The sequence below is a fragment of the Clostridium sp. DSM 8431 genome (assembly GCF_900116755.1).
Taxonomy (GTDB): domain Bacteria; phylum Bacillota; class Clostridia; order Clostridiales; family Clostridiaceae; genus Clostridium.
This window is the reverse complement of sequence record NZ_FPBY01000186.1, coordinates 1-6,363: the sequence shown is the minus strand read 5'-3', so window position 1 is coordinate 6,363 and position 6,363 is coordinate 1. Positions and strand designations below refer to the sequence as shown.

Here is a 6,363-nt window from a genome sequence, read left to right as displayed (position 1 = left end):
CAAATCAGAAATGTATTATAATACTAATTTTAAAAGTGAAGATGAATTACGTGAAGCAATAAAGGATTACATATTTTTCTACAATAACAGCAGGTATCAAGAACGCTTCAATAATCTTACTCCTACTGAAGTGAGACAGGCTGCAATGGTTTCAATACCCCCTGTGCAATATCCTATACTTGAAAATAAACGTATTTTAGCATACAAGGCTATGCTATTAGAAAAAAGAGAAAAATCGAATAGAAAATGCGACCCTAATTAAGATCGCATTTTCTCAAAAATTTTATTTATTTTGCCTGTCTACTTGACAGGGGTCTGTTCAGAAATAGCTTTAGGATCAAGTTTACAAATAATTTTATTTGTTGCTCCTATATTAATTTTTATAAGTTTATTCTTTACTCCAATGAGTATAATCTTTAATGAATTTGAACTTATAGCTTTAATAGCTTCCATTCTAATTGCCAACAAAATTTCCCATGATGGTGAATCAAACTGGCTAGAAGGAGCTACTCTATTAGCTGTTTATTTAATAATTGCAGCTGCATTTTTTATAGTTTAATACTAAAATCAAAGCAAAAAAGTCTCCATATTAGGAGACTTTTTTATACCTTACTAATTATTTATGATAAGTACTTAACATCTTCATATTTAATTTTTTCCAATTTAAAAACTCTATAATAATAAGTTGCTGCTAGCATTCCTGCTGCAACTATCCATGCACTTACTTCTGCTATAGGTATAGCTATAAAATCTAATGATGATACTAAAATAAAAACTGTACCTATTCTTGCTAAAAGTTCTGCAATTCCTGAAAGCATAGGAATAAAAGTATCTCCCATAGCTTGAAGTGATGACCTATAAATGAATAGCAAACCTAATACCCATAATCCTGCAGCTGTTACAACTTCATACTTATATCCAATATTAATTACTTCTACTTCAGCACTTGATACAAAAACAGCTAAAATTTCTTTTCCAAAAACAAATATTATTACTGTTAATATAAAATTTGCAATCACTAAAATAACATTGCTCTTTTTAACTCCCTCTTTTATTCTATCAATCTTTCCTGCCCCTAAATTTTGTCCTGTATATGTGGATATGGCAAGACCTGCAGTAGAACCTATCTGTTCTAAAATCCCTATAATTCTAGATGCTGTAGAATACGCTGCTACATAAATTTCTCCAAAGCCATTAACAACTACTTGTAAAATCATAACTCCTACTGCTGTTACTGAATTCATTAAAGCCACTGGAATTCCTAATTTAAATGATTGTACAAATAATTCTTCATTAAATCTCCAATGCTTTTTTTGTATTTTTATAATTTTAATTTTGCTCACTTTATATAAACAAAAAATAGATGAAATAAATTGTGCTATAACTGTTGCTAAAGCAGCACCTTTAACACCCATATCTAATATTAAAATAAATCCTAAATCTAAAATTATATTAATAATTGATGCAATTATTAAAGAATAAAATGGAGTTTTTCCATCTCCTAAAGCTCTTAATATTCCAGACAATGTATTAAAGAAAATTGTAATAATCATACCACCAAATATAATTTTCATATAATTATCAGCATCAGTAATTATAGAACCTGGTGTATTTAGTATTTCTAATAATACTCTTGAATAAATTACACTAGCTAATGATATTATAATTCCAATTAAAATATATAAATAAGCTGACATTGTTATTGCCTTACAGACTTTGTTATACTCCATCCCACCATAGTATTGAGAAACTAAAATTGACAATCCTTGAGTAAGTCCTAAAACAAAACCAAAAATTAAAAAATTCAAACTTCCTGTAGCTCCAACAGCTGCTAAGGCATCTACCCCTACACCTCTTCCTACTATAACTGCATCAACTACGTTATATAATTGTTGAAATATATTTCCTGCTAATAAAGGAAGAGTAAAATTAATAATTAATTTTACAGGATTACCCCTTGTCATATTTTGTATTGATTCCTTCTCCATAAATAGATCTCCTCCAAACCCAATATACTTTTTTACTTCCTTTATATTACATTTTTTCTTTTAAAAAATGTTAATATGTAAGCTAATATTATTGAAACTACAGATGCAATTAGAACTGATATCTTTGAAACATTTACTTCTAGTATTCTATTTGCAAAAGCTATTTCAGAAATAAATAGAGACATAGTAAATCCTATACCTGCAATTACTGAAACTACTAGCATATCACTCCATGAAACTCCCTTAGGCTTATATCCAATCTTTAATGCATTTGATATATATCCAAATAGCATAATGCCTAATGGCTTACCTATTACTAGCCCAAAAACTATCCCAAGCATAAGAGTGTAATCCTTAGATAAATTTAAATCACCAGCAAGATTAATTCCTGTATTTGCAAAAGCAAATAAAGGTAAAATAATAAAATTATCTATCTTCTCTAATCTATGTTGTAATTTATGACTTAAATCTTTTTCCCTATTATTTTCATCATAAACAGGTATGCAAAAAGCTAAAATAACTCCAGCTAAAGTAGCATGAACTCCACTATAAAGAACAGCAGCCCATAATAAAAGTCCAATAAATAAATATGTATATAAATTATTAATTTTTTCTATTCTTCTTACTAATAATAAAAGAATAGTTAATATTATTGCAGCAATAATACCTGCAATTTTTATTTTTTCAGTATAAAATACTCCTATTATAACTATAGATAATAAGTCATCTACTACTGCTAAAGTTAATAAAAATAATTTTAATTCTGGATTTAACTTATCCTTTAAAATAGCAAAAATTCCAATAGCAAAAGCTATATCTGTAGATAATGGTATACCTACGCCAATTTCAAAAGTGCTATGGAAATTAAACATTGTAAATATAAGTGCAGGCATAGCCATACCTCCAATTGCTGTAACTATTGGGAAAGACGCCTGTCTAAAACTTGATAACTTACCAAAAACAATTTCTCTCTTTATTTCACATCCAACTGCTAAAAAGAAAATTGCCATTAAAAAATCATTTATGAAAAAATGTATATTAAATTCTTCTCCAAAACCTATGTTATATAGAAAGTATTCATAATACTCTCTCAAAGGGGTATTAGCTAAAATTAATGATATTATGGTAACACATAATAATACTATCCCTGGAAATGCTTCAGAGTCTGTTATGCTCTGATTCTTTTCTTTAGTATATTCTTTCATATAAATCTCCTCTTGTATTCTTTAATAAAAGCACTAAAGCATAAAGCTTAGTAGCGTTTTTTTATTTTATCACATTTTTGTTTTTTAAATTCAATTATTAAATCTAATTATAAAATTCAATATAATGTTAATTTGTGTACATTCATTTATAAATAGAACTAAACACTTTCACCAAACTACTTTTAATTATTTTATAAAGTTGTTATTGAAGTGACAGCGGAAGTTCTAATCCATTCTCCTCCATCAGTTTCTTATTACTTAATATCTTAAAGGCTTCTCCTTGCTCTGAAATAACTCCATCAAAGAAAACTATAACTCTATCACATACATCTAATATCATATCTAAATCATGGCTAGTAATAATACTTGTATTTGGTATTTCTTTTATTAAATTAATCATTTCTCTTCTTGACTTTGGATCTAAAGAAACTGTAGGTTCATCCATTAATATTATTTCAGATTTCATAATAAAGATTCCAGCTAAAGCCACATTCTTTTTTTCTCCACCTGAAAGTTTATATATTTGTTTATCTTTGAGATGCTCTATATTAAAACTTTTAAGAATTTTACTAACTTCCTCTTTAACTATATCTTTTTCTACCTTGCTACTTCTAAGACCAAAGGCTATATCATCATAAACTCTATTCATAAAAAGTTGATTATCTGAATCTTGAAATACAAGCCCTAATTTTTTTCTTATGGCTTTCAAATTTTTCTTTTCTAACTTCAAACCATCTATAGTTATAGTTCCTCTTTCCGCTTCAATAAGACCTGTTAAAATTTTTAGTATAGTCGACTTACCTGCTCCATTAGCCCCTATAATACCAACCTTTTCTCCTTTATTAATGCTAAAGCTTATTTTCTTTAAAGCTTTAAAACCATCTGGATAAGTATAACTAATATTATCTACCTTAATAATTTCCTTCATAATAACCACCTATATAAAAATAAAAATTGCTGTCCACCCTACAAGATAAATAAAATCTATAGCCTTAAATTCTTCTGCACTATCAAAATATAAATCCCCTGTAAATCCTCTAAGACTCATGGCCAAATATATATTTTCTGACTTATCAATACTTTTTAATAAAAGTCTTCCCATTATACCACCAAAGTCCTTTAAACTCATAGATTTTTCACCTAAAGTTCTAAGCTCATAAGAAGCCTTTATTCTATAACATTCTTCAATTAAAACAACTATATATCTATATAAAAGAAGAATTTGATTCACTAATATCTTAGGAATCTTTAATCTAGTTAGCCCTAAGGCTACCTTATCCATACCTGTAGTGGCCAAAAGAAGACTTACTCCTACCAAACACATGATACATCTAAATAATAAAATAAATGCAAAATATATCTGATTATAGGAAAAATCTATTATTAAATTAATTATTGAAATTCCAATAACTACAGGTAATATAAATAAAACTTTCTTCAAAATATTTCTTACCTGTATCCTTCCAATAAGAAATATTAAAATTGGGTAAGCTAATATTACTCCTACATTTAACATTCTAAAATCTTTAATAAATAAAACTTTTATAACATATATAAATGTCACTAATATTTTAACAGTGGCATTTATTGAATGGATAAATGTATTACTATCTCCAAGCTCCTCTATCTGTCTAATATCAAATAATACCTTATTAATGTCTCTCAATTTTATATATTACACATTATCTATTTTCATTTTTCTATTTTTAGATAATATGTTTGCTCCTCCTATAGCTACTCCTAAAGTTATTAATGTACCAACAATCCCTACAACTGCACTTTTAAATTTCTTAACATAATCTGAATCATCTTCTGAATTCATCTCATAATCAGGGAATATTGATATTTTTTCTTGAATCTCTGTTGATATGTCTTGAGCTTTATTAGTATTATCTAATTCTGTACTTCCTGCTACATTTAAAATTGACCATTCTAGTCCATCTGGATTACCAGAAGCAAGAAGTGATACTCCTCCTCCAATAAATAAGGATGCTATTAAAAATATAGTCACCAATTTCTTTTTAGATATATTTCCACTAGTTTTTTCTTTGGATTCCTTAAATATTTCAGGCTTATTTTCATAAACAAAATTACAAATTAAACCTGTAGCCACACCTTCTACTAATCCAATTACTAAATGTATTGGTTGCATAAATAAAATGAAAGTTCCAAATGGTAGACTTGTAATTCCAGAAGCCAAAGTTTCAAGAACCACAAAGAATGCTCCTAATTGAAGTGATATTATTGATGCTAGAATAGAGCCAATCATTATTCTTTTCTTTGAAAAACCTTTTTTAATTATTTGTTTAAAGATAAGTTTATATCCCACAAAACATCCAAAGAAACTCATATTAATGATATTGCATCCCAAGGCTAATAGCCCTCCATCCCCAAACAAAAGACATTGTACTGCTAAAATTGAAATCATAGATATAAATGCTGCTTCTGGGCCTAGAAGTGCTGCTAAAATTACTGCACCTGAAATATGCCCACTTGAACCTGTCCCTGGTATTGTAAAATTCACCATTTGCGCTGCAAACACAAAGGCACTTCCTACCCCCATTAAAGGAACTTTACTTTGAAAATCTTCCTTAGTTTTAACCTTGTTAATAGAATATGCTGCAACTCCTGTTGATGCTGCGTACATAACTGCCCCAACTTGTGGAGTAATAAGTGCATCTGCCATATGCATATACATCACCCCTTTACTTTTTCTTTTATGTATATAAATAGTATTTTATCATATTTATACGTTTTTGTAACTAAATCCCCTAAAATCCACTATATTTAAAATTGTGATCATGAAAATAATAGAGAAAAATGTGATATATCTAAATAATTTAAAATCTGAACAGACCCCTGTCAAGTAGACAGGCAAAATAAATAAAATTTTTGAGAAAATGCGATCTTAATTAGGGTCGCATTTTCTATTCGATTTTTCTCTTTTTTCTAATAGCATAGCCTTGTATGCTAAAATACGTTTATTTTCAGGTATAGGATATTGCGCTGGGGTTATTGAAACCATTGCAGCCTGTCTCACTTCAGTAGGAGTAAGATTATTGAAGCGTTCTTGATACCTGCTGTTATTGTAGAAAAATATGTAATCCTTTATTGCTTCACGTAATTCATCTTCACTTTTAAAATTAGTATTATAATACATTTCTGATTTG

Annotated in this window: 7 protein-coding genes and 1 pseudogene; 2 read left to right on the top strand and 6 right to left on the bottom strand. The window is 28.3% G+C overall.

What is annotated here, in order from left to right; genetic code table 11:
* Both BM384_RS14630 and BM384_RS14625 read left to right on the top strand, forming a co-directional pair.
* On the top strand, positions 1–262 hold a 262-nt coding region (locus BM384_RS14630), incomplete at its 5' end, for an IS3 family transposase (RefSeq protein WP_139232136.1).
* Between the two features lie 60 nt (positions 263–322).
* Positions 323–559 (top strand): annotated as a pseudogene (locus tag BM384_RS14625) (cation transporter); the annotation flags it as partial.
* Between the two features lie 61 nt (positions 560–620).
* On the opposite strand, the gene BM384_RS14620 reads toward BM384_RS14625, so the two are convergent.
* From BM384_RS14620 to BM384_RS14595, 6 genes are all read right to left on the bottom strand, one after another.
* Positions 621–1,988 (bottom strand): MATE family efflux transporter, encoded by a 1,368-nt coding sequence (locus BM384_RS14620; protein ID WP_090014666.1) that lies wholly within the window; start codon positions 1,986–1,988, stop codon positions 621–623.
* Between the two features lie 41 nt (positions 1,989–2,029).
* Positions 2,030–3,193 carry a Na+/H+ antiporter NhaA gene (nhaA, locus tag BM384_RS14615; RefSeq protein ID WP_090014664.1) on the bottom strand — a complete coding sequence of 388 codons (1,164 nt, stop codon included), beginning with the start codon at positions 3,191–3,193 and terminating at the stop codon, positions 2,030–2,032.
* A gap of 202 nt (positions 3,194–3,395) precedes the next feature.
* Positions 3,396–4,121 carry an energy-coupling factor ABC transporter ATP-binding protein gene (locus BM384_RS14610; protein ID WP_090014662.1) on the bottom strand — a complete coding sequence of 242 codons (726 nt, stop codon included), beginning with the start codon at positions 4,119–4,121 and terminating at the stop codon, positions 3,396–3,398.
* Between the two features lie 9 nt (positions 4,122–4,130).
* Positions 4,131–4,859 (bottom strand): energy-coupling factor transporter transmembrane component T family protein, encoded by a 729-nt coding sequence (locus BM384_RS14605; RefSeq protein WP_175537404.1) that lies wholly within the window; start codon positions 4,857–4,859, stop codon positions 4,131–4,133.
* Between the two features lie 9 nt (positions 4,860–4,868).
* Positions 4,869–5,885 carry an energy-coupling factor ABC transporter permease gene (locus tag BM384_RS14600; RefSeq protein ID WP_090014657.1) on the bottom strand — a complete coding sequence of 339 codons (1,017 nt, stop codon included), beginning with the start codon at positions 5,883–5,885 and terminating at the stop codon, positions 4,869–4,871.
* Positions 5,886–6,101: 216 nt separating this feature from the next.
* The coding region (locus BM384_RS14595; protein ID WP_139232135.1) for an IS3 family transposase at positions 6,102–6,363 on the bottom strand (262 nt) is incomplete at its 5' end.